Genomic DNA, 20,766 nt, shown 5'->3' on the forward strand with positions numbered 1-20,766 from the left:
AAGGTCGCACCGATGACTCGGCCAGCAGCTCTCAACATCTGGGCGTTGGCCGGCGAGGCGGCGGCCAAGACGCCGCCGAGTCGCGATCGGGTCGTCGATCTGTTGCGTGGGGGCAGCCTCGCCGTGGTCGTGATCGGGCACACGCTGATGGCGGTGGTCACGTGGAAGGGATCGACGCCGGTGATCGGCAACCTGTTGGCGGAGATCCCCGAGCTGCAGGTGCTCACCTGGGTTCTGCAGGTCATGCCGGTCTTCTTCGCCGCCGGTGCGATCGCCAACCGTGCATCGTGGAACGCCGCAGGTGCGAAGGCCCGGCAGGGTTCGACGCAGGAGGGCTCGAAACAGGAGGGCTCGAAACAGGAGGGCTCGAAACCGGATTGGGCGGCTTGGATGTGGGGCCGCACCGCCCGGCTCATGCGCCCCGTGGTGTGGTTCCTCGCGGTGTGGATTCCGCTGGTGATCGTGCTGAGGGTCGCCGTCGGCCCCGATGCCGACCCGCTCGCGCGGCTGTCGACCCAGCTCCTGTGGTTTCTCGGCGTCTACATCGTGGTCGTGGCCTTCACCCCGAACGAAGTGCGTTGGGCCCGACGCGGGCCGCTGCCCGTCGTGGCGATGCTGGGCGCGGTGGCGGTGGTGGATCTGGTGCGGTTCAACACCCACGACGCGGTTGGGCTCATCAACTTCGTGCTCGTCTGGGTGATGGCCGCCACGTTGGGACTCGTGGCGCGGGACCGGATCGATCGGCCACGACTGTTGCTCGGCTGGGCGGCGGCCGCGCTCGCCGTCGAGATCGCGGTCGTGACGTTGGGGCCGTACCCGATGTCGATGGTCGGCATGCCGGGGGAGAAGGTGTCCAACATGGCGCCGCCCACCCTCGCTCTCGCCCTCCACTCGGTGGTGCTGATCTGTGTGGTTTCAGCGGGGTGGAACCCGCTGCAGCGCTGGTGTCGACGACCTCGGGTGTGGCACACGGTGTGCGCGGTGGGGGCGGTCGCCATGTCGCTGTACCTGTGGCACCTCAGCGCGCTCATCATCGTCACGGTGTCGCAGCATCAACTCGGCCTCGACCGGCCTGAGGTGGGTACAGGGTGGTTCTGGCCGGCGACATTGGTACATACCGTGGTGTGTTTGGTGGCCGTTGTGTTGTTGGTGTCGGTGACCGCACCGCTCGAGCACCTGAGCATTCCATGGCTGGAGACGCCGGCGCGACGACGCCGACCGGTCTGGGTCGGCGTCGTCGGAGTGATCTGTATCGCTGTCTCGCTGCTGGCGTTCTCGGCCACGGGGCTCGAAGGGTTTCCCTTCGGGCGGGTGGTGCGCTTCGCCGGAGTTCCGCTGTCGCCGGGGTTGGCCGTGATCGTGTTGGCAGTCGGTGTGCTCGCCGTGCGGGCGAGCGGGACTGGGACGGAGGCCGGGGCTGGAGTCCCGGGTCGCCGTCCCAGCTCGCCAGCCGGTTCCTAACAGCCCGTCCGCGGGTCACAACCGATCGAGTACTCGCCCGGAACGCCGATGAGTTCGATCGTCCGGCTCACAGGGTTGATCGAGCCAGCGTCGTAGCACGTGCGATTTGACTCGACCTGGTTGACCGCGACCGTCCAGGCCGGATCGGTCGACGTGAGCGGTTCGAGCGCCGACATCCAATCGTCGACGGTCGCGCACCCGTTGCCGGTGGCGTTGTAGCGGTCATGGAAGCTGATGCTGGCGGTCCGAACAGCGCCGACTGCCTCGGTGTCGATCGACCGTGTGTCCCACGGAGCGAGCCCCGCAGCCTGACAGGCTTCGGGTTCGGCAGCCTTGATGACCTGGACCGCCCCGTTGAGATCGACGCAGGGCTGCAGATCCTCCGCTGGGATCTGGAACACCTCGGCGCACCGTTGTACCGGGTCGCTCCCATCATTTCCGATGACGGCCACCGACGATGGCTCCGTTGCTGTTCCGTCGATGCAGGAAACCGAGATCACTTCGGTGGCTGGTGTGCGGGTTGCGGCCCAGGTGCCCGCTGCCATGGCCGCTACTGCAAGCGGTGCGACCACGGCGATCACACGGCGGCGAGTCCGTGTTCGGGTGGCGAGCGGAGCGGGGCTGGAGGTGAGGGTGTTGTCGGGTCCTGTCATCATGGCGAGTCGCTTTCGTTGCTGGATACGGACCTCGTCGCTCGGCGGCTCGGGCGTTGCATAGACGGCGCGAAATGCGTCGAGTTCATCGATTTCATCCATGGCTCGGTTCCTCCGAAGCGTTGAGGTTGTCCAGTTGTTGTTCGCAGCTCGTGATGAGTTCGCGGGTGATTCGTCGGGCCCGGTTGATGCGCGATCGCACCGTGCCGATCGGGATGTCGAGCGCCACGGCGACCTCGGCGTAGGTGAGCTCTTCGACCGCGAACAGCACGAGTGCGTCGCGGTCCCCGTCGGCCAGTCCGCCGAGTGCGTCTCGCACCGAGCCCAGACGGGCTTGGCGATCGAGGCGATCGTCGATGTCCGCGGTGAACTCGCCAGCCGTGAGATCTCGCAGTTCGATCCCTCGAATGCGTTCGAGCCGTTGGAGGTGGCGGTGTTCGGCGCGGCGATGATTCACCAGCAGGTTTGTGGCGATTCCATAGAGCCACGGCCGGGCGTTGGGTACTGCAAGGTCGAACCGGTGACGGCGCTCGAACGCGACGCGAAACACATCGCCAGCGAGGTCATCCGCGTCGGGAACGCCGACGCGGCGGGCAAGATAGCGATGGATCGTGTCGAAGTGGCGGTCGAAAATGACGCCGAACAGCGGTGGATCTGGCAGCGACGCGGAGATGATGAAACCATCGCTGTGGTCGGGGTCGACGTTGCTCACAACTGTTGTTGTCTCGAGGCCCGCCACCGGTTCACGGTACCGCTCAGGGATCGGTGGTTTCGTTGGTCCCTCGGTCATATGCGAACCTTGCGGTGATGTCTGAATACCCCTCTATGGCCAGCGGTTCACGCGCGTGGGCCAAGCCGCTGCGGTCCTATCGCTTGCGTGGTCGACCGCTGACCCCCGCCCAGCAAGCGGCGTTTAACACGCTCGATCGTTGGGGATTTCCGGTGGTCGCAGCGGCAGCGCCGGTCGCCCCGATCTCGTCGTATCGCGAGGAGAAGATCACCGGAGGGGAGTGGAACACACGAGCCCCGGTCGCCACGGAAGCCGACGACGGTGTTGTCGATCTAGGCGAGTTGTTTGGTCGCTCGGGCGAGGTCGCGATGGAGATCGGCTTTGGGATGGGCGAGGCGACGATTGCCATGGCCCGTGCCCAACCCGAGGTCGACCTGATTGCCGTCGACGTGCATCGGCCCGGGATTGCAGCGCTGCTCAAGGGAGTTGCCGACTATGGGCTCACCAACGTTCGAGTCGCTCACGGCGACGCTGCGGAAATCCTGACCCGCCAGATCGAACCTGGGTCGTTGAGTGAGGTGCGGGTGTACTTTCCCGACCCGTGGCCCAAGGCGGATCACCACCGGCGCCGCCTCGTGAACGCCGAGTTTGTGTCGTTGGTCGCCAGCCGCCTGCGCATTGGCGGCCGTCTTCACCTGGCGACCGATTGGGAGCATTACGCACATGCGATGCGGAGTGCGATTGCGGGGGAGCCACTCCTCGAGAATGAATCGTCTGACGGCTCAGGCTTCGTTGCACGTCCGCGACTCCGGCCGATGACTCGCTTTGAGCAGATGGGGCTCGAAAAGGGACACAGCGTCTTCGACCTGTACGCGACGCGCATCGCTGACAGCTGAAGCCTCATCGCATCGCGGGCGCGGCGCTACAGCATCAGGCGAATACGCGAGGGAAAGCTCAGCCGCGGGTCGTAGATGATGAGCGACCCGATTGGGCAGCTGAGCTGGCCTCCAATGGCGGGGAGGGAGAAGCGAAGGGTGTTGCGGAAAAAGCCCCCCTCGATCGCAGCGTCAGTGATCTGGTCCCAGCCGACAACGTGTTTGAGCGTGGAGGGGATAGCCCGGCAACCATCGATCTCCGGTCCGATCCGGAAGAAACGCCAGTGCAACCACTCTTGCAGTGCAACGGTGGGTGGGAAGACAGCGAACACCCCAGCGGGGCCTAAACCGAGGATGAAGATCAGCGGGATTCCGATGAATGCGAACCCCATGAGCCCAACGAGTACCGGTATAAACGAGCGAACGATGAAGCTCGCACCGGGGTCGATTCGCCGGGCGTTGTCCGGTCGGGCCGGACTCGTCCGCCGCTGCACCGCCAGCTCCCTCAGTGGTTGCCGAGGCCGATCGCCTGCTCGGCGCGAGCAAACACGCCCGCGGCAACCGCGCGCGCCTTCTCGCCGCCGATGTCGAGGATACGGGTCAGCTCTGCAGGGTCGGCGACGAGCTCGGCGTACCGCTGCTGAATTGGCACGACGTGTTCGATCACAGCCTCAGCGCACGCAGCTTTCAGCGGACCGTACTGTTCGAATTCGCCGGCTAGTGCCTCGGGTTCGGACTGGGTGACGGCCGCCAGAATCCCGAGCAGGTTGCTGACCCCGGGCTTGGCGTCGAGGTCGTATCGGACCTCGCCGTCGGAGTCGGTCACCGCACGCTTGAACTTCTTTTCGATCGTTTTGGCGTCGTCCATCAGCGCAACAGTTCCCTGGGGTGACTCCGCGGACTTCGACATCTTCTTGTCGGGATTCTGCAGGTCCATCACCCGGGCGCCGGCGGCGGGGGTGGAATGCACGGGCACTGTGAAGGTGTCGCCGTAGCGGTTGTTGAAGCGCATGGCCGCATCGCGGCACAGCTCGATGTGCTGCTTCTGATCGGCACCCACCGGCACCTTTTCGGTGTCGTACAACAAGATGTCGGCCGCCTGCAGCGCCGGGTAGGTGAACAGCCCGGCCGAGACGAACTCCTTGCCCTCGGACTTGTCCTTGAATTGGGTCATGCGGCTGAGCTCGCCGAAACTGACGGTGCACTCCATGATCCAGCCGAGTTGGGCGTGCTGGGGGACGTGGCTCTGCACGAACAGGGTGCAGACCTCGGGGTCGAGCCCGCAGGCGACGAGCATCGCGCCGAGCTCGCGGGTCTTGGTGCGCAGCTCGTCGGGGTCCTTCGGGATGGTGATCGCGTGCATGTCGACGATGCAGAACACCGAATCGTCGACGTGCTGGTCGCGCACCCAGTTGACGACGGCGCCGAGGTAGTTGCCAAGGTGGATGTCGCCGGTCGGTTGAATGCCTGAAAACACGCGTGCCATAGGCGCCTCAGGCTATCGAAATCACGCCATTGTGATTTGCGGAGTATCCGTTGTAGCGTTTCGGTCATGGCGATCGCTGTGCAGACCGAAGTGTTCGAAGGCCCCTTCGACCTGCTGTTGCACCTGATCCTTCGCGACCAGGTCGACCTGTACGACATCAACCTCACCCGAATCGTCGACGCCTACCTCGAGTACATGGCCTCGATGGAGACCCTCGACCTTGAGGTGACCACCGAGTTCCTGCTCATCGCCGCGACGCTGGTCGACATGAAGGCCCGGCGGCTGTTGCCCGGCCTCGACGACGGCGACCTCGACGACGAGTTGGCCCTGTGGGAGGAACGCGATCTGCTGTTGGCGCGGCTCCTCGAGTGCAAGACCTTCAAAGACGCCGCGGTCGTGTTGGCCACGATGCACGACCACGCGTCGCAGAACTTCGGGCGGCGTTGTGGCCCGGACGAGCGCTACACCGAATTGACCCCCGACGCCCTTGCCGGGGTCACCCCCGAGAAGTTGCGTGCCGCGTTCCTGCGGGCCACCGCCCCCAAGCCCGAGCCGCGCATCGATCTGTTCCACGTGGCGCCGATACGCGCGTCGGTCGTCGAGGCGGTCGCCGAGTTGGTCGACGAGTTGCCTCGCATCGGCCGCATCACGTTCCGCAACCTGACCGCGGCGTTCGTCGACAAGCTCGAGATCGTCGTTCGGTTCCTGGCGGTGCTCGAGTTGTTCAAGCAGGGATACGTCGACGTCGAACAGGTCACCAGCTTCGGCGACATCACCATCGTGTGGACTGGCCGCGACGACGACATCGACGCGACGCTGGAGCTCGTCGACGCCTACGAGGGGTAACCCGTGATCGAACATCGCCGAGCGATCGAGGCCATCGTGATGGTCGCGGACGAACCTGCCGACCCGCGGCTCCTCGCCCAACTGATCGAGACCTCACCCCAACAGATCGACGACCTGTGCTCCGAGCTCGCGGCCGAGTACGACCGCGAACAGCGAGGCTTTGAACTGGTCAAGATCGCGGGAGGCTGGCGGTTTCAGAGCCGTGCCGAGCTCGCCCCCTACGTCGAGCGGTTCGTGCTGACGGGGCAATCCGCACGTTTGTCGGCCGCCGCGCTCGAAACGCTGGCGATCGTCGCCTACAAGCAGCCGATCAGCCGTGCCCAGGTGGCGGCGATTCGCGGGGTGAGCGTGGATGGGGTGATGCGCACCCTGCAACAGCGCGGCTACATCGCCGAACTCGCCCGCGACCCCGGCCCCGGCCAGGCCGTGCTGTTCGGCACGACCTCATTGTTCCTCGAGAGGCTCGGCGTGAATTCGCTCGACGAGTTGGCGCCGCTGGGCGAGTTCGTTCCGAACGCGGATGTGGTCGAGGCGCTCGAACAGGGTCTTCGGGTTCCGGCCGACGAGGCACCCTCGCCGGCTCCCGACCCCAACGCGCCGAAGTGGTACGACGCCCCGATCGAGGACGCTCCGGGCGAGGAGGTTCCGGGCGAGGACGCTCCGGGCGAGGACGCTCCGGGCGAGGAGGTTCCGGGTGAGGAGGTTCCGGGTGACGAACTGCTCGAACCTGCGGCGCCGCTCGAGCCGCTCGAACTCGATGCGCTCGACATCTTGAAAGACGACGAGGCCGAGGGATGATCCGACTCCAGAAGGTGCTCGCCCAGGCGGGTATCGGGAGCCGACGGGTGTGCGAGGAATACATCGAGGACGGTCGCGTGTCGGTCAACGGTGCGATCGCCGAGCTCGGAGACAAGGTCGATCCGGACGTTGACGTCGTCGAGTTCGATGGCGTGCAGATCGGCGTTCGGCCGGGAATGGTCTATTACCTGCTCAACAAGCCGACCGGCGTGGTGACGACGGCTTCGGATCCCCAGGGGCGGCCGACGGTGGTCGACCTGGTTCCGCAGGAGCCCCGCGTCTTTCCCGTGGGTCGCCTCGATTTCGAGACCTCGGGGTTGTTGCTGTTGACCAACGACGGAGATCTCACCCACCGCCTGACCCACCCGAGCTTCGGCGTGGACAAGGAGTATCTCGCCGAGGTCGAAGGGGTGCCGAAACGCTCGGCGTTGCGGGCCCTGCGCGAGGGGGTCGAACTCGACGACGGGCCCACCGCTCCCGCATCGGTGTCCCAGCCGGCCGAGAACCTGTTGAAGCTCACGATCCATGAGGGGCGTAACCGTCAGGTTCGACGCATGTGCGAGGCGGTCGGACATCCGGTGGTGCGCCTCGTTCGAACCCGGATCGGCCCGCTCACCGACACGACCCTCAAGGCTGGGCAGTGGCGCGAACTCACCCAGGACGAGGTGCGGGCCCTCGAACGGGCCGTGCGCGATCCCGACGACTAGTGCTGGTGGGCCGCTCCCGGAGGGCCGCTCCGGACGGTCGCACCGGAAGGTCGCGCCAGCGGGAGGGTGACGCTGCGCGGCCAACTACAATCGCTGGCCATGTCGATCAGCGTCCGTGCCCTCCGAGGCGCCACCACCTTTGAGGTCGATGAGGCCGACCACGTGTCACACCGAGTGGTCGAACTCGTGTCGTCCATGCTGGAGCGAAACGGCGTTCACCACGACGATCTCGTGTCGATCATCTTCACCGCGACCGACGATCTCACCAGCACGTTCCCGGCGACCGCAGCACGCCAACTCGGCCTCGGCGACGTGCCGCTGATCTGTGCAAGGGAACTGTCGATCGCTGGCGCGATGCCGCGTTGTGTGCGGGTGCTCATGCACCTCGAAACCGACAGGTCCCGGTCCGAGCTGCGCCATGTGTACCTCCACGACGCACGGGCGCTGCGCGACGACCTTCCCGAATAGATGCGGCGCCGTGGCTGAACCAGAAGCACCGCAGGTAACCCGCTCGGCGCGCCGTGCCCAGCTGATCGGCACCGGGCTGATCGGCGGTTCGGTCGGTCTCGTGTTGAAAGCGCAGGGGTGGCACGTCACCGGTTTCGACGCCGACGAATCCGCAGCGTCCCTGGCCATCGAGCTCGGAGCGATCGACGAGATCGGCCTCGACCTCAACGCCGAGGTGTGCTTCGTCGCCCTACCCGTCGGTTCGGTCGCCGCCGCGGCCAATCGGCTGCTCGACATGCCGGGAACGAACTGGGTGGTGACCGACGTGGGGTCGGTGAAGGCCCCGATCGCAGCGGCGGTGGCCCACCCGAGGTTCGTCGGTGGGCACCCGATGGCGGGATCCGAGGTCGAGGGGGTCGCCGGATCGCGAGCGGACATGTTCGACGGTGCGGTCTGGGTGTTGACTCCTTCGGAACAGACCGATCCGCTCGCGCACGTGCTCGTGCACTCGATCGTCGCCGGGTTCGGAGCCGAGGTGCTGACCTTGGCCCCAGAGCTGCACGACCGCATCGTCGCGCTCGTCAGCCACGTGCCCCACCTCACGGCCGTCACGCTCATGGGGTTGGCGAGCAGCCGGGCTCAGGCCCAGGATCACCAGGCGTTGCTGCGGCTCGCAGCTGGGGGCTTTCGCGACATGACCCGCATCGCCGGCGGCCACCCCGCCATCTGGCCCGACATCTGTGCCGAGAACCGCGACGCCATCCTGGAGATTCTCGACGCCTTCATGATCGAGTTGGGCGAGGTGCGTACGATCGTGGCCAACGGCGACCGCCCCGAGCTGATTGATCGCCTCGAACGTTCCCGTGAGGCGCGAATCAACCTGCCGACCACCGCCGGGCCGCCCTCGGAGCTCGTCGAGTTGCTGGTCACGGTCAAGGACCGCCCCGGCGAACTGGCGCGCATCACCGCGATGGCGACCGAGATGCAGGTGAACATCTACGACATCGAGATCGCCCACTCGGCCGAGCGTCCGAGCGGCTTGGTCATCATGCTGGTTGACCTCGAGAAGGCCCAGCCGATGGTGGATGAGTTGCTCGCCGATGGATACTCGGTGGCTCAGCGGAGGCTCGGATGACCTCGGGGCCGTCGTCTGGAGGGCCGTCGAGCCACGAGGCGCTCGCCGGGCTGTCGGACCCGCTCGAGATCCAGCCGGTACATGGACCGTTGAACGCCGTCGTGCGGCTTCCGGGGTCGAAGTCGATCACGAACCGGGCCTTGATCTGCGCGGCGCTTTCGCGGGGGACCTCGACGCTTCGCGGGGTGCTCCATTCCGACGACACCACCGCCATGGTCGGATGCCTGGAAGGCCTCGGCATCTCGCTGACCTCGGTCGGCGACACCGTGACCGTCGTCGGCTCGGCAGGTCGCGTGCCGAACGCGCCCGCCACGCTCGATGCCCGGCAGTCGGGCACCACGGCACGGTTCATGTTGGCACTCGCCGCCCTGGCCGAAGCCGAGATCACCATCGACGGCCACGCCCAGTTGCGCGCCCGTCCGATGCGCGACGGAATCGACGCGGTGCGAGCCCTTGGCTGCTCGGTTGCCGATTCCGGCGGCTGTCTGCCGGTGACGGTCGGCCCCGGCCCCGGACCCTCCGCCGCTGCGGCCTCAGCCTCCTCAGGCTCCTCGGAGTCGACGATGAGCGAGCGGTCACTCGTGCGGGTCCGCGGCGATGTCTCGAGTCAGTTCCTCACCGGACTGCTGTTGGCGGCGCCGTGCGTGCCGGGCGGGCTGAGCGTCGAGGTGGACGGTCACCTGCAATCGGTGCCCTATGTCGCGATGACGGTGGCGGTCATGGCGGCCTTCGGGGCCAGTGTCGAGGTGGGTGCGAACTTCGCCCGATTCGAGGTCGCCGACACCGGATATTCGGCCTGCGACTACCCGATCGAACCCGACGCCTCGGCGGCTTCGTACCCGCTGGCGGCGGCGGCGCTGTGCGGAGGCACGGTGGTCGTCGAAGGCCTCGGCGCGGCGAGCGTGCAAGGCGATGTCCGCTTCGCCGAGGTGCTGGCGGCCTACGGAGCGGAAGTGACGATCGAGCCCGACCGCATCACCGTTCGGGGAGCCGCGTTGCGAGGGGGCACGTTCGACCTCGCCGACATCTCCGATACCGCGCAGACCCTCGCCGCGATCGCTCCGTTCGCCGAGGCTCCGACCGAGATCCTCGGCATCGGGTTCATCCGTCGCAAGGAGACCGACCGCGTCGCGGCGATGGTCGGCGAACTGCGGCGACTCGGCATCGATGCGCACGAGTTGGATGACGGCCTGCGTATCGTCCCCGGACCGTTGAAGCCGGCGGTCGTGCAGACCTACGACGACCATCGGATGGCGATGAGTTTCGCGCTGGTGGGCCTGCGCGCCGACGGCGTCTCGATCGCCGATCCCGGCTGCGTTGCCAAGACCTTCCCGACCTATTGGCGCATGCTCGCACAGCTCGCGGCGAGCGCCGAGGAGCGTTCATGACCAACGACACCACCCCGTCGCTCGGCGATCCGGTCCAGTCCGGCGACATCGGCGATGTGATCGCCATCGACGGGCCGGCAGGGTCTGGCAAGTCGACGATCTCGCGCCTGGTGGCGCAGCGGGTCGGGCTGCCGATCCTCGACACGGGGGCGATGTACCGGGCCGTGACCTTCGCGGTGTTGCACGCGGGCGGGGACCCGGCGGATGCCGATGGTGCGACCGCGGCGGCGGAGGCCGCCGACATCGAATTCGGAGACCGCGTCCGGATCAACGGGGTGGACGTCACCGAGGAGATCCGGCAACCGCAGGTGTCGCAAAGCGTCAGCATCGTGGCCGCCCATCCAGGGGTGCGTCGAGTGCTCGTGGCCATTCAACGCCGGTGGATGGCCGCCAACGGTGGTGGAGTGCTCGAGGGGCGCGACATCGGCACCGTGGTCGCGCCGGATGCCCCGTTGAAGATCTATCTGACGGCATCGCCGGAGGTCCGGGCCCGACGACGCGCCGGGGAGGGGGCCTTCGACGTCGAGGCGGCTGCCCGCAACATCGCCGAACGCGACCGGCTCGATTCGACCCGCGCCCACTCACCGTTGCGGCCCGCCGACGACGCGGTGCAGATCGACACCTCGGAGCTGACCATCGACGAGGTGGTCGAGGCGATCGAACAGCACGCGGCGCAGCGGGGACTCGTGAGAGGGGAGCGGTGAACACCGCGTCCGGCGATTCCGGCCGTCGAACAGTGTCCGCCGCGATGCCGTCGCACGAGGTCGTTTCGCACGGTCGAGTGGGGCGGGTGGCCCGCCGCGCGATGTGGCTCACCGCACGCGGGATCGCAAAGGTCTACCTCCGCTTCGAAGTCGTGGGTCACGAACGGGTCCCCGACACCGGGGCCTTCGTGATCGCGCCGGTGCACCGGTCGGCCATCGACTCGCCGCTTGCGGCCATGGCCTTCGAACGCCCGGTGTTCTTCATGGCCAAGGGGTCGGCGTTCGCGAATCCGTGGGCGTCGAGGGCCCTCAAGTGGTTCGGAGCATTTCCCGTTTCGCGTGACGGCACCGACTTCGCCGCCATCCGCACCTTCGACTCGCTCATCCACGACGGACACCCGGTGGTGGTGTTTCCCGAGGGCACCCGCAAGCGCGGCGACACGCTCGAGGACCTGCGCGACGGGCCGGCGTTCATCGCGGCTCGACAGCGGGTGCCGATCGTGCCGGTGGGCATCGGCGGCACCGATCGGGTGCTTCCCAAAGGATCGAGGATCCTGCGCCCACGAAAGGTGGTCTACGTCATCGGCGAACCGATCTACCCCGACGTGGAGCTCGAAGGGCGGGTGCCGCGTCGGGTGATCAGCGAGCTGACCGAGGAACTGCGCGAACGTCTCGACGAGATCTACGCGGACGCCCGGAGCCGCGCCGGCTGAGCGCGGCGGCGAACCGCAGGCCGCGCGGCGCGAACCGCAGGCCGCTCAGGCCGAGGGCACCCAGGCGGCGTGGAAGCCGTAGGGAACCCGCTGGGGCAACTCGATGCGGGCGACCGGGCCGGCGGCGACATCGGTGGCATCGATGATGACGAGTTGCGAGGCGTCGCCCGCCGCGTTGTAGACGTAGCTCATGGCGTAGCCGGCATCGTCGGCGGTGTCGCTGGTGTCGCCGGTGCCCGGCACGAACAGCCATTCCGAGGCCTGTTCGCCATCGGAGGGGGTCCAGACGTCGCGGGTGTCGCGGTCGAAGTCGTGCTTGATCAGCCCGCCGAACGCCGGGGTGCCGTCGTCGAGTTCGTGGGTCTCCACGAGGTAGCCGTAGCGGTGTCTGCGCCCGACTCGGCGCGGGTCGCGGGTCGGCAGTTCGCCGGGGTTGTCCTGTTCCACCACCGTGTCGTCGAACGAGCCGGTCACGGTGTTCAGGGTCCAGCGCCGCAGCGTCAACCCGCCGCCGAGCCCCACCATGTCGGCCGCGAACATCGACTCCTGGCGACAGACGTCCATCACGATCGTGTCGCCGTCGCGATACGCATTCACCGAATGGAACACGTAACACGGGTCGATGTCGTACCAGGTGATGGCACTCGCCGGACCGCCGAGTGGCATCACTCCGAGCCGTGCACCGACCTCGGGCTGCCACTGGAACGGCGTTGCGGCCACGGTGGGGTCGGCCATCCACCGCGATGCCGCATCGAGGTCGAACACGACGGGAAGGTCCATGAAGATGACGTCGCGATCGGTGATCATGAAGTCGTGCATCATCGTCGAGCGCGGAACCTCGACCGGTTCGGAGTGGATCATCGCTCCGGTCGTATCGGTGACGTGATAGGTGAGATACGGCGCAACGAATCCGTAGCCGAAGCTGTGCAGATGGCCGGTGTCGGGGTCGATCTTCGGGTGCGCCGTGAACGCTGAGGTCAACGCCGAGTCGAAGGTGTGCACACCGATGGTCGACAGGTCGGCAGGGTCGAGTTCGTAAGGCGCCCCCACCTCACCACTCGACAGCAGCCGTCCGGCGTGGTGAAAGAACGACACGTTCGATTGATTCGCCGCTCCGCCGGGCACCGAGTCTCCGAACCCGAGATTCTGCTGATACAGCGTGGTGTTTACGTAGCGGTTCCGATACCAGGCCGCGGAGCCCCCGCCGAGGCTGACCCCGTGGGCCATTCCGTCGCCGAAGAACCACATGAGCGATTCGCCCGACTGCGGGTTCGACCCGTTGCGGACGTAGAGCCCGTTGAGGTCGCTCGGGATCGCGCCCTGCACGACGTTGAGGTCGAACGCCTCGACCTCCCTGGTCACTGGCGCGTAGTTGCCCTCGAGCCACCAGCGACCTGAAGGGTCGGTGCGCAGGGCAGCGGTCGTGGAGGTCGAGGCCGACGCACCTGAGGTCGTCGAGGATGCCCTGCTCGCCGAGTCCCGATCGGAGCCCGAGCACCCGATGAGCGCCCCGAACGGCACCGCGGCAAGCCCGTGCGCGCCCCAGCGCAGCAGGTCTCGGCGCGTCGGCGGCTGGTCGGAACGTGGTCGACGTGGTCCGGGGTGTGGCGTCATCGCCACGGGAGGTTACCGGTTCGTCACAGCGCGACGCCGAGGAAGATCGACGCGATGCCGGCGACCGTCGCGATCGCCCCGCCAGCAGCCAGGGCGGGCTTTGAGGTCCCGACGATGTGGATCAGCGCGCCGGCGGCGGAAATCAACACGACGAGGAACTTGATGCCGAACAGCATCTGGTCGAGTTCGTCGTCGACCATCATGTTCCACATCCCGGTCACGAACGCGAGCCCGAACCCGGCCCAACCGACCATGTTGAACTGTCGAGCTGCCGCCTTCGGAGCATCGGGACCGTACTTGCGCAGCACGGGAACCAGCGATCCCATCACGACCTGGCCGCCGACCCAGATGCACGCGCCGAGGATGTGAAGCGAGAGACGAAGCGTTTCCATGCCGAGGTGTTCTAGCGGCGGCCGGCTACGCGAGCGAACTCAACACGTCGCCGGCGCGGAGTTTGCGGTCGTTGAGGACCCGGTGGTCGATCGGGTTGCCGCCGACGGCGAACGTGGCGAACGCGTCGACCGCGACGAGGAGGTCGCGCAGGTTCCTCGGCGGCGGGAAATACTCGTCCTCATCGGTCGTGCGGACCTCTTCGACCCCGTTGACCGGGGCGAGCTTTGCAATGACCGCATCCACGAGTTCGTCGGGTGCGGAGGCGCCGGCCGTGACCCCGACGATGCCGGCGAGATCGTCGGGCAACTCGTCGGCGCCGTTGACCCGAAACACCCGTGGGCATCCGGCTTCGCGGGCGAGCTTTTCCAGCGCGAGGGTGTTGGACGAGTTCGCCGACCCCACGACCACCATGGCATCGCAACGAGGCGCGATCGTCATGAGTGCGGTCTGCCGGTTCGTCGTGGCGAAACACAGGTCGCTGCGGCCCGGCACCCACATGTCGGGGAACCGCTCCTTGGTGGCGTCGAGCACGTCGCTCCAGTCGCGGTGGCTCAAGGTCGTCTGGGCGAGCAGTGCGACGGGCTCCTCGAACTGGGGTAGCGCGGCGACGTCGTCGACCGACTCGACCCGATGGGTCGACAACGGGGCGACCGCCATCGTTCCCACGGCCTCCTCGTGGCCCTCGTGGCCGACATAGACGATCTGATAGCCCTTGCCGGCGCGCACCTTCACCTCGTGGTGAACCTTCGTGACCAGCGGGCACACCGAGTCCACGACGTAGCCGCCCCGCTCGGTGGCATGAGCGACGACCTCGGGGGCCGAGCCGTGGGCCGACAACATGATGGGGGAGCCCTCGGGAACCTCGGAGATGTCGTCGACGAAGATGACGCCGAGGTCGGTGAAGCGGCTCACGACCCGCTGGTTGTGAACGATCTCGTGGTAGCAGTACACGGGCGGCTCGAAGGCCCGCACCATCCACGCCAACGCTTTGATCGCCATCTCGACCCCGGCGCAGAAGCCTCGGGGAGCGGCGAGCAGGACGTGATCGACAGCCATGGCCCCAAGTGTAGGAGCGTGCGCGGAACTCTCCGTTGCAGCGCGGACATGTTTCCGGCGCCGGTCTGTGTTGCGGCGTCGGTTTTGGCGCTAATGTCACAAATCCGGACGGTGCCGCCGTTCGGCGATCGTTAGAACGTGCGGTCGAGGGGGCGGGCCAAGAGGGGGATCATGAAATCCAAGAAGTTGCTCGTCATAGGTGCAGGCGCCCTCGCCGCCGCAGCGGTCTCAGGGTGTGTGCAAGAGCCGATTGCGGTACCCGATTTCACCCGCGTGAGCTGCGGTTCGCTCGGCGGCGGAGTCGAGTTCACTCCAGCGGTCACCGAGGAGGTCCAGGCCGTGCAGGCTGCCGCCACCGAATGGACGGGGTCGACCGACTGTGACGATGAGACCGGGTCGGAGCTCACGAGCCTTTCGATGGAGGGGTTGGCGATTGAATTCCCCGAGATGGGCTGCACGACGGGGGCTGGCACCGGCACGGCGACCTTGCGGTGGTCCGACGAGTCGACCTCGGAGGTTTCGCTGGTCGTGAACCTCGACAAGTTGTCCTCCGGTACGGCCTCGGGCAACGCGTTGGTCGTCGTCAACACCGGCCGTTTCACCTCCTGGGCGACGGTGACCCCGGTGTCGGCGGTGGTGACAGCGGGAGCGTGCGCTGACGGTGGGGTCACTGCAGTCGACCTGACCTTCTCATCGCTCGTGCTGACCGGGGTGATGCCCGAACCGACGCCGACCACCGAACCCGGCGAAACGCCGTCGCCCGCCCCCGAACCCGCTCCCGAACCCGCCGAGTAGGGGGGCCAGTAGGGGTCTGTAGGGGTCTGCGCCGCGGCCTGGTTGGGCCGTCGTCGCGTACATCCGCACGAACCCGCTGTCGATGGGTGCCTTCGGGAGCCTTCGACAGCGGGTTCTCCCGTTTTCAACGCACTCGTTGGCGTGGTTCTCGACGTCGACCCCTCGCCGTCGACGATCGTGCCGCATCCAGCTTGCTTTTGATGCGAGGTCACGGGCTTTCGCGGCGTCTCGGGCTTGGCTGTCGGTGGTCGCGTTTAGTATCAAACGCATGTTCGAGGGCTTCGACACCGAACTGAATAGCCTGGGTTCCGGGATCGACGATGTTGCGGTCCTGTTCGAGCTGCAACGCCGTTTGGATCTGCACATGATCGACGCGCTCGGGGAGTTGGATGCTGTTGGGATGACCGACGTCGTCGAGGGTCTGTCCACCAAAGCGTGGGTGTCGAAGACGGCTCGTTGTTCGGGGGTGACCGCGGCGCGTCGGGTGTCGGTCGCTCGGGCGGTTCGGCGGAGGTATCGGCCCGAGGTGTTGGACCGGCTCCGCTCCGGTGTTGCGGGGTTTGATCATCTGGTCGTGATCGGACGGTGGTCGAACCCGCGGATCGAACCCACCTGGTCCGACAACGCCGGACCAATGCTGGACCTCGCGGAGCATTTGACGTTCGCGAAATGGGAAAAAGTCATCGCCGCGTTGGCACGACTCGTCGACACCGACGGCACCGAACCCGCCCCACCCGCAGAAGAGTCCTGGCTCGATCTACGCGACATCCACGGCCCCGACGGCGTCATCGGTGTGGAAATCGTCGGAGAGTTCTTCGGCGACTACGCCGAGGTCGTACGTCAAGCCATCACCGACGCCACCAACCGTCACCGCAAACAAGTCCGCAACGACGCCGAACAGTTCGGCGGGTCGCCGTCGACATCAGAATCGCAGTTGCGGGCGAAAGCGTTGATGGACCTGTGCCGGTTCGGCACCCAGTTCACCCTGTCGGGTAACTACCGGCCAGGAACCGCCGAAGTGTCAGTGATTCTGCAGGCCGACGAACACGGCGAACCACGCGCGTATTCGCCTACGGGTGATCCACTCACCGCCGATGTGATCGAACGGATGATGTGTGACCCAGAACTACGCGCTGTCCTGTTGGACTCGTTGGGCCAACCGCTCGATGTCGGCCATAGCGTCCGGTTGGCGACCGATGCTCAACGCGCCGCACTCGCCGCCCGGGACGGGGGGTGTTGTTTCCCCGGCTGTGAAGCTCCCGCACACCACACCGAAGCCCACCATGTTCGCCATCACCGCAACGGCGGTGCCACCGCGGTGAACAACCTGGCGTGTCTGTGCCGACACCACCACGGACTCGTACACCGCGTCGGATGGGCCATGCACATCACCACCGACGGATGGACCCTCTACACCCACCCCTGCGGCATCACGATCTGGGGACAACAACACGGCGTACAACGCCAAGGCCCCATCCCCGAAGAGTTGAACACCCAACCCGAACCACCGGCCCGACCCAAAGTGAAAGTCCGCGGCGGAACCGTCGATTTGGCCGAAGCGATCGCCACCATCCGGCGCCGTTACGACCGAATGGCCGCCACCCCCAACACCCGCATGTACCGACCCCACGACGCCCGCCGGTCAAGCACAGGCCGAAACTCGGGCCGGAGCAGCCGAACCGGTGGAGCGACGAGGGCCGGGCGCCCCACAGTCGGGCAACTCTCACTCACCCCGACCAAACCACCCCAACCACCGATACGCCAATGAACCGACGGCCATGGGCGACGCCCGACCCTGGCCGCCGGGGCCGACCAGCGGGTAGGTCGGCAGGTAGGTCGGCAGGTAGACGAGCCCCTGGCAGCGACGAGTGCAGCGCGATCCTCGGCCGACCACCACGCTCAGGCGTGGTCGTCGGCGCGTGCCCGGTCGTCGTCACGCCGGTTCGAGGCTCTGGGGGCGAGACGCGATCCCCCACGGGCGGGGCCGGTCGCCTATACTCGCTGCCAGCGATTCGTGTACCTGACCGAGGTACCTCCGAAGGCGTGGGCGCTGCCCACGCCTTTTGTCTGCAATCGTTCCCCGGTTTTCGACGAAAGGTGGTGAGGACATGGCAAATCTTGATGCCCTACGTGACCTCGTGGCGCCCATCGTCGCAAGCCTCGACGCCGAGATCTACGACCTCGAGTTCAACGGCGGAGTCCTCAAGATCACGGTCTCCGCTTCCGGCGGCATCGACCTGGACACGATCGGCGAGATCACCGCGCAGGTGTCCCGCCAACTCGATCTCGACGACCCGATTTCCTCGCGGTACACCCTTGAGGTGTCGAGTCCGGGGCTTGAGCGGACGTTGCGCACTCCGGCTCACTGGAGCTCGGCGGTCGGAGAGCAAGTCCGGGTGAAGCTCAAGTCGTTTGTCGAGGGGGACCGGCGGGTCGAAGGGACGCTGCTTCGTTCGAACGACGAACGGGCGACGCTCGAGACCGCCAGCGGCCAGGTCGACGTCGAGTTCGACTTGATCGATCGGGCACGGACCGTCTTTGAGTGGAAGGCCACGCCCAAGCCGGGCCAGTCCGGCTCCAAACCGACGGCCAAACCGACGGCCAAACCGGCGGCCAAGTCGGGTAAGCCCGGCTCCTCGGCAGGCGCTGGAGCTGAGGCCAAGAAACATCACCAGACCGCGTCGGGCGAGCCCGACCACGACCAGGAGAGCGAGAACGCATGAACGCAGAGATGATGGAGGCGCTGTACGCCCTGGCGAGCGAGCGAGGCATCTCGGTCGACACGCTGTTCTCGGTGCTCGCCGATGCGATGGAGTCGGCGTACAAGAAGATGCCGGGCGCTCGTGAATACGCCTGGGTCGTCATCAACCCCGACACCGGCGAATTTCGGGTGATGAGCCAGGAGCTCGACGAGGACGGCGAACCCGAGGGCGAGGAGTTCGACGTCACCCCGGACAACTTCGGTCGCATCGCGGCTCAGGCCGCCAAGCAGGTGATGGGCCAGCGAATCCGCGAAGCCGAGCGCGAGCTCAAATACGAGGAGTACTCCGGCCGCGAGGGCGACATCGTCACCGGCATCGTCCAACAAAGCGATGCCCGCTATGCGCTGCTCGACCTGGGCAAGGCCGAGGCCCTCATGCCGCAATCCGAACAGATCGCCTTCGACCGTCCGCAGCCCGGCCAGCGGGTGAAGGCGTACATCATCGAGGTGCGTCGCAGCCCGAAGGGCCCCCAGATCGTGGTGTCTCGTACCCACCCCGGCCTCATCAAGCGCCTCTTCGAACTCGAGGTCCCCGAGATCGCGGACGGCATCGTCGAGATCAAGGCCTGTGCCCGTGAACCAGGGCAACGCACCAAGATCGCGGTCGCCTCCAACGACCCCAACGTCGACCCGGTCGGCGCCTGTGTGGGCGCCCGCGGCGGGCGTGTGCGCATGGTCGTCAACGAGTTGAACGGCGAGAAGATCGACATCGTTCCCTTCACCGAGGACCTCAACGAGTTCGTCATGAAGGCGCTCGCGCCGGCCAAGGTGACCGAGGTTCGCATCGACGAATCGACCGGTACGGCCGAGGTGATCGTGCCCGACTACCAGCTGTCGCTCTCGATCGGCAAAGAGGGACAGAACGCCCGCCTGGCACACCGCCTGGTCGGCCTTCGCGTCGACATCAAGAGCGAATCTCAGCTCGCGAACGAAGCGGCCGAGGAAACCTGGGCCGAAGGTGAATGGATCACCAACGAGGCGGGCGAGCAGGTCTGGCAGCCGGCCGACGGCGGCGAGGCGATCACCGCTGAACAGTGGGAGAGCGGCGAGGGACTCGAGCCCATTGCAGAGGATTCTGTGGAGTCCGAGGATTCTGTGGAGTCCGAGGATTCTGTGGAGTCCGAGGATTCAGTGGAGTCCGAGGACTCAGTGGAACCGTCCGAGGCCGTGGCACCCGAGGATTCAGCAGACGACGCTGACGGCGACGACGCTGAAACCGCCTCGCCAGCTGAGGCCCAGGATTCGGATGAAGGAGGAGCCGCATAACCCCGGTACGAACCTGCGTGGGATGCAGGACTCGACGTCACCCCGACGAACTTGTGCGGGTGGCGATCGTGGACGGACGCATCCTGATCGGCCGAACGGCCGGTGGCCGGGGCGCTTGGTTGTGCCCGAATCCGCAGTGCATCGACTCCGCCGCAAAGCGGCGAGCGCTCACCCGGGCGCTCAGGACACAAGTCCCTCCTGAGGCGTACGAAACGCTTCGACGGGCGGTAGACGACGAACCCGCGTTTTCGTCCCACCCCCCGTTCGTGAAAAGATGAGAAGAACTCCCCGCAGGCGGTGACGTCGAACGGGAAGAAACCGGCCCTGTCACCCAGCAGGTCCGTGCGAACAGAACAGAGACCAGAACTTGGCAGCAAAACTCCGTGTATACGAGCTCGCGCGAGAGCTCGGTATGACCAACAAGGAGACGCTCGACCTGTGTGAGTCGCTCGGGATCGGCGTCAAAAGCCATTCGTCGAGCATCATCGAGGCACAGGCAGACCGCGTTCGGCGCAAGGCCGAACGAGAGGGCCTGATCCGCGATCAGCAGCCCGAGGAACCGGCAAAGGCCGCAAAGAAGGCGCCGGCGAAGAAGGCCGCGGCTGCGGCGACCGACGCGGCACCCGCTGCGGCGGATGCGCCTGCGGACTCCGCTGAACCGGCGACGGCAAAGGTCGACGCGGCAAGCGCCGACACGCCAGGCGCCGGTGAGACAAGCTCCGGTGAGTCGGCCGCGCCCAGCGCACCTGATCCAACGGCGCCGAGCGAGGCGCCCACCGCAGGAACGACTGCAGGAACCACTGCAGGAAACACTGTCGAAACCCCCGAGACCGCGGCCCCGGCCGCGCCGGCTCAGAAGGTCGACGCCGAGCAGGCAACGGCTCCGAGCACGCCAGCGGCGGCTCCGGACACGCCAACGCCAGAAGCTCAGCGCCCGC

At 66.7% G+C, this 20,766-nt stretch carries 22 protein-coding genes and 1 pseudogene; 15 read left to right on the top strand and 8 right to left on the bottom strand.

The genetic code is table 11. The annotated features are described in order from the left end of the window. Positions 1 to 12 precede the first annotated feature (12 nt). Positions 13 to 1,461: an acyltransferase gene (locus tag M9952_07000; GenBank protein ID MCO5312669.1), complete on the top strand. Its 1,449-nt coding sequence runs from the start codon at positions 13 to 15 to the stop codon at positions 1,459 to 1,461. Here M9952_07000 and M9952_07005 read toward each other — a convergent pair. Continuing rightward, positions 1,458 to 2,216, bottom strand: coding sequence for a hypothetical protein (locus M9952_07005; GenBank protein MCO5312670.1), 759 nt, complete (start codon positions 2,214 to 2,216; stop codon positions 1,458 to 1,460). The two genes, M9952_07000 and M9952_07005, sit on opposite strands and share 4 nt — an antisense overlap. Further along, complete coding sequence (locus M9952_07010) at positions 2,209 to 2,904, bottom strand: RNA polymerase sigma factor (protein ID MCO5312671.1); 696 nt, start codon at positions 2,902 to 2,904, stop codon at positions 2,209 to 2,211. The genes M9952_07005 and M9952_07010 overlap by 8 nt, the downstream gene beginning before the upstream one ends. 17 nt (positions 2,905 to 2,921) lie before the next feature. Here M9952_07010 and trmB point away from each other — a divergent pair, with 17 nt between their 5' ends. Continuing rightward, positions 2,922 to 3,740, top strand: coding sequence for a tRNA (guanosine(46)-N7)-methyltransferase TrmB (gene trmB / locus M9952_07015; protein MCO5312672.1), 819 nt, complete (start codon positions 2,922 to 2,924; stop codon positions 3,738 to 3,740). 26 nt (positions 3,741 to 3,766) lie between these two features. Here trmB and M9952_07020 read toward each other — a convergent pair whose 3' ends face one another. Continuing rightward, positions 3,767 to 4,213, bottom strand: a complete 447-nt coding sequence (locus tag M9952_07020; protein MCO5312673.1) for a hypothetical protein — start codon at positions 4,211 to 4,213, stop codon at positions 3,767 to 3,769. 11 nt (positions 4,214 to 4,224) lie between these two features. After that, positions 4,225 to 5,205, bottom strand: coding sequence for a tryptophan--tRNA ligase (trpS, locus tag M9952_07025; protein ID MCO5312674.1), 981 nt, complete (start codon positions 5,203 to 5,205; stop codon positions 4,225 to 4,227). Between the two features lie 66 nt (positions 5,206 to 5,271). On the opposite strand from trpS, the gene M9952_07030 reads away from it, so the two are divergent. From M9952_07030 to M9952_07065, 8 genes are all read left to right on the top strand, one after another. Next, positions 5,272 to 6,051, top strand: coding sequence for a segregation/condensation protein A (locus M9952_07030; GenBank protein MCO5312675.1), 780 nt, complete (start codon positions 5,272 to 5,274; stop codon positions 6,049 to 6,051). A gap of 3 nt (positions 6,052 to 6,054) precedes the next feature. Beyond that, a complete protein-coding gene (scpB, locus tag M9952_07035; GenBank protein ID MCO5312676.1) occupies positions 6,055 to 6,849 on the top strand; it encodes an SMC-Scp complex subunit ScpB in 795 nt (264 codons plus the stop codon). Then, complete coding sequence (locus M9952_07040; GenBank protein MCO5312677.1) at positions 6,846 to 7,556, top strand: rRNA pseudouridine synthase; 711 nt, start codon at positions 6,846 to 6,848, stop codon at positions 7,554 to 7,556. The genes scpB and M9952_07040 overlap by 4 nt, the downstream gene beginning before the upstream one ends. Positions 7,557 to 7,655: 99 nt before the next feature. Continuing rightward, positions 7,656 to 8,024, top strand: coding sequence for a chorismate mutase (aroH, locus tag M9952_07045; protein ID MCO5312678.1), 369 nt, complete (start codon positions 7,656 to 7,658; stop codon positions 8,022 to 8,024). A gap of 10 nt (positions 8,025 to 8,034) precedes the next feature. Continuing rightward, entirely contained in the window at positions 8,035 to 9,138 is a 1,104-nt protein-coding gene (locus M9952_07050; GenBank protein MCO5312679.1) for a prephenate dehydrogenase, read from the top strand. Further along, positions 9,135 to 10,526, top strand: coding sequence for a 3-phosphoshikimate 1-carboxyvinyltransferase (aroA, locus tag M9952_07055; protein ID MCO5312680.1), 1,392 nt, complete (start codon positions 9,135 to 9,137; stop codon positions 10,524 to 10,526). The genes M9952_07050 and aroA overlap by 4 nt, the downstream gene beginning before the upstream one ends. Continuing rightward, positions 10,523 to 11,230 (top strand): (d)CMP kinase, encoded by a 708-nt coding sequence (gene cmk / locus M9952_07060; GenBank protein ID MCO5312681.1) that lies wholly within the window; start codon positions 10,523 to 10,525, stop codon positions 11,228 to 11,230. The genes aroA and cmk overlap by 4 nt, the downstream gene beginning before the upstream one ends. 86 nt (positions 11,231 to 11,316) lie before the next feature. Then, entirely contained in the window at positions 11,317 to 11,943 is a 627-nt protein-coding gene (locus tag M9952_07065; protein ID MCO5312682.1) for a 1-acyl-sn-glycerol-3-phosphate acyltransferase, read from the top strand. Positions 11,944 to 11,988: 45 nt separating this feature from the next. On the opposite strand, the gene M9952_07070 is transcribed toward M9952_07065, so the two are convergent. From M9952_07070 to ispH, 3 genes are read right to left on the bottom strand one after another with little or no spacing between them, the layout of a single operon-like run. Beyond that, positions 11,989 to 13,557, bottom strand: coding sequence for a carotenoid oxygenase family protein (locus tag M9952_07070; protein MCO5312683.1), 1,569 nt, complete (start codon positions 13,555 to 13,557; stop codon positions 11,989 to 11,991). A 23-nt stretch (positions 13,558 to 13,580) separates the two neighbouring features. Further along, the gene (locus M9952_07075; GenBank protein ID MCO5312684.1) at positions 13,581 to 13,949 is read right to left on the bottom strand and encodes a hypothetical protein; all 369 of its coding nucleotides are present in this window, start codon (positions 13,947 to 13,949) and stop codon (positions 13,581 to 13,583) included. A 25-nt stretch (positions 13,950 to 13,974) separates the two neighbouring features. Beyond that, the gene (ispH, locus tag M9952_07080; GenBank protein MCO5312685.1) at positions 13,975 to 15,006 is read right to left on the bottom strand and encodes a 4-hydroxy-3-methylbut-2-enyl diphosphate reductase; all 1,032 of its coding nucleotides are present in this window, start codon (positions 15,004 to 15,006) and stop codon (positions 13,975 to 13,977) included. Between the two features lie 171 nt (positions 15,007 to 15,177). Between ispH and M9952_07085 the strand changes: the two genes are divergently transcribed. The 5 genes and pseudogenes from M9952_07085 (at position 15,178) to M9952_07105 (ending at position 20,279) form a co-directional block, all read left to right on the top strand. Continuing rightward, positions 15,178 to 15,801 (top strand): hypothetical protein, encoded by a 624-nt coding sequence (locus tag M9952_07085; protein MCO5312686.1) that lies wholly within the window; start codon positions 15,178 to 15,180, stop codon positions 15,799 to 15,801. A gap of 268 nt (positions 15,802 to 16,069) precedes the next feature. After that, positions 16,070 to 17,569, top strand: a complete 1,500-nt coding sequence (locus M9952_07090; protein MCO5312687.1) for a DUF222 domain-containing protein — start codon at positions 16,070 to 16,072, stop codon at positions 17,567 to 17,569. A 340-nt stretch (positions 17,570 to 17,909) separates the two neighbouring features. Then, complete coding sequence (locus tag M9952_07095; protein ID MCO5312688.1) at positions 17,910 to 18,524, top strand: ribosome maturation factor RimP; 615 nt, start codon at positions 17,910 to 17,912, stop codon at positions 18,522 to 18,524. After that, positions 18,521 to 19,828, top strand: a complete 1,308-nt coding sequence (nusA, locus tag M9952_07100) for a transcription termination factor NusA (GenBank protein MCO5312689.1) — start codon at positions 18,521 to 18,523, stop codon at positions 19,826 to 19,828. Before M9952_07095 ends, nusA begins: the two co-directional genes overlap by 4 nt. Positions 19,829 to 20,240: 412 nt before the next feature. Continuing rightward, a pseudogene (locus tag M9952_07105) lies at positions 20,241 to 20,279 on the top strand (hypothetical protein). Positions 20,280 to 20,371: 92 nt separating this feature from the next. Here the strand turns inward: M9952_07105 and M9952_07110 are convergent. Then, on the bottom strand, positions 20,372 to 20,629 hold the full coding sequence (locus M9952_07110; protein MCO5312690.1) for a hypothetical protein: 258 nt from the start codon (positions 20,627 to 20,629) through the stop codon (positions 20,372 to 20,374). Positions 20,630 to 20,766 lie beyond the last annotated feature (137 nt).

This window comes from Microthrixaceae bacterium, from assembly GCA_023957975.1.
Lineage (GTDB): Bacteria > Actinomycetota > Acidimicrobiia > Acidimicrobiales > Microtrichaceae > JAMLGM01.